This is a genomic window from Paenibacillus sediminis (assembly GCF_017873765.1).
GTDB lineage: Bacteria > Bacillota > Bacilli > Paenibacillales > Paenibacillaceae > Paenibacillus_AG > Paenibacillus_AG sediminis.
Map to the genome: position 1 here is coordinate 1 of NZ_JAGGKP010000026.1, position 2,721 is coordinate 2,721.

Below are 2,721 nucleotides of genomic sequence, written 5' to 3' on the forward strand. Positions count from 1 at the left end.
GTTGCAGTGAAGCAGATTCAGCCGGACACATCCAACTCCCTAACCGCATCGCGGCCGCCCTTCGGGCTTAAGGGAGTTGGACGTCGTGAATACAAGGAACGTTAGATGAAATGGCCTAGAAAGAAGTGATTAAATGATTGATCCACAGATTGAAGAAAATCTAGAAAAACTTAAAGAATCTTTAGTGACAGAAATAAACTCGTTAAATCCAATTATTATTTTTGATGATGCTACTAAATTTTTAACAATTGAATGCCCTTGGAGACTAACTTATAATCAGGAAGTTTTAGTTGGGTTTTATGAGTACAATCATGAACAAACGAAACAAGAATGCACTAAGAAATTTGAAAATTACTTAATAGGCAAGAGATTAAAAGATATTATTTTAAAGGATAAAATCGCAGACATAACATTGATATTTGAAGGGAATTTAGTCCTAGATTTATTTCATACAAGTTCTCTGTTTGAAGGTTGGCAGATTTCAGGAGAGAATGGCTTTCTATTAATTTCGTTACCAGGCGGTAGATTAACTTATTCAGAATAAGAGAATTTTGAAAGCATTTCGAAGAAGAGGCCACACCATCTAACACCGTATTCACGCATCGGGCCATTCGGCCCTCGGTCCGGCAGAAGTCAGAAGTGAAATCGGAGAGGCATTTCAGTGTTCGGAGAAGCAGAATCAGCCGGACACATCCCACCACCTAACCGCATCGCGGCCGCCCTTCGGGCTTAAGGTGGTGGGACGTCGCGAATACAAGAACGTTAGACGTAATGCAAAGTGCCAAGGCAATGAGATCGATAAGAGCAGATGCTTAAGGAATGTTCCCACTCGGGAACTGATTGAAGGAAGATCGATTTTTTCTAAGGAATGTTCCCACTCGGGAACTGATTTGAAGGAAGAGCAATTATTTCTAAGGAATGTTCCCATACGGGAACTGACTGGAAAGTAAGACCTTGTAATAAGTCATTATGGCAGTAGCTCGAAGAAGGCACTACGTCTAACACCATATTCACGCTTCGGGCCATTCGCCCCTCGGTCCGGCCGGAGTCCGATGTGGATTCGATGAGGCTTTTCAGCAGCATGGAAGTAGATTCATCCGGACACATCCCACCACCTAACCGCATCGCGGCCGCCCTTCGGGCTTAAGGTGGTAGGACGTCGTGAATACCAGAACGTTATCTGAAAGCATGGCAAATCTTAATTTTGAGGGATGGGTTCAATGATGCGGAATTATATTACTCTTATAATATCTATATTTTTAATATTTTTAGTTGCTTTTGAACTAAGGTCACTTCAACAACCAAAAACGGGGCCAGTGGGAGACGGTACAATATCTCCTTTATTATATATTTCAATTATATCAAGTTTACTTCTTGGGGTTATCTGGTTTCCTTTAAGTATTTATAGAATATATAAAGGCAAGAAACAGGCAGATAGTAATTCGAAGAAAAAATCTGATTAAAAACAAAACAAAGGACTGACTAAAGACTTTGGTAAAGGAGTTAGTAAAGGACTGATTAAAGGACTATTTTAAGGGCTTATTAAAGGACTAATCAAAGGATAAATTCAATTGAATTAAAGCAAGAGATTTTTGAGGTTGTTTCAAGAAGGACATGCCATCATATAACACCGTATTCACGCTGCGGGCTATGCACCCTTGATCCGGCCGATGTTGAGAAGCGAGGAAGTGGAATCAGCCGGACAACCCTGCGATCCTAAGTCTTCGACCCGTTCCCGTTGGTCACTTAAGGCTCTCGGGTTCGTGAATACTGAGAACGTTATCAGAAACCGGGAAAGTGCTAGTGCGAATTTTTCAATCAGCGAGGTAGATTTAATTGATGAAGTATATACTCTCATTATTGCTTTTGCTGTATCTTGTCGGTTGTTCTAATGAACAGACTACACAAATCAAAGAGATTGAAGACAAAGTTCAAACAAGTAATCAATATTTAGAGATCTCCGAATTCAATACTGAATCATTAAAAACTGTAGAATTAAGTTTGTATAGAACGGACTCCATAAAAAGCCAACCTGAGATGTTTAACATGTACTATGAAAAGAAGGATATTGATGAGATACATGAATGGATAAATCAAATCGAACATCAACCCACAAATGAATTCTTTGATATTAAATCTTTATATATTTTACAATTTTCTTATCTAGACGATGGTGAACAGATTGAAACACATAGACGACTTGCTTATGCAAGAAATCAAAGTGGAAAAGTATTTGTACAGGAAATAACGGATCAAAAAATTGATTATGATCAATTTACAGACGAGGATTATATTTTACTAAAGGAACGATTGAATTATTTTTGGTATAAAGCAACACAATTGAAAGTGCTTACTCCATAGTACTTTAGAAAGATTAGAGGGTATTTCAAGAAGTCCCCGGCATCTGATAACACCATATTCACGCATCGGGGCATTCGCCCCTCGGTCCGGACCGGAGTTAGAAGAGGATTCGGGGATGATAATTTCAGCAGCAGGGAAGCGGAATCAGCCGGACACACCCGCATCACCTAACCGCATCTTGGCCGCCCTTCGGGCTTAAGGTGGTGGGACGTCGTGAACACAAGAACATTATATGAAAGCATGGCAAATCTTAATTTTGAGGGATGGTTCAATGATGCGGAATTATATTACTCTTATAATATCTATATTTTTAATATTTTTAGTTGCTTTTGAACTAAGGACACTTCAACAACCAAAAAC

Annotated in this window: 2 protein-coding genes; both read left to right on the forward strand. The window is 39.3% G+C overall.

The window, feature by feature from the left end; translation table 11 throughout:
• Positions 1–133: 133 nt before the first annotated feature.
• Positions 134–544, forward strand: coding sequence for a hypothetical protein (locus J2Z20_RS17765; RefSeq protein WP_209853420.1), 411 nt, complete (start codon positions 134–136; stop codon positions 542–544).
• Positions 545–1,839: 1,295 nt separating this feature from the next.
• Positions 1,840–2,361: a hypothetical protein gene (locus J2Z20_RS17770; RefSeq protein WP_209853422.1), complete on the forward strand. Its 522-nt coding sequence runs from the start codon at positions 1,840–1,842 to the stop codon at positions 2,359–2,361.
• Positions 2,362–2,721: the final 360 nt, after the last annotated feature.

Coding starts and splice junctions, on each gene's coding strand:
- J2Z20_RS17765 (WP_209853420.1), top strand. CDS start 134: ATGATTGATCCACAGATTGAAGAAAATCTAGAAAAACTTAAAGAATCT.
- J2Z20_RS17770 (WP_209853422.1), top strand. CDS start 1,840: ATGAAGTATATACTCTCATTATTGCTTTTGCTGTATCTTGTCGGTTGT.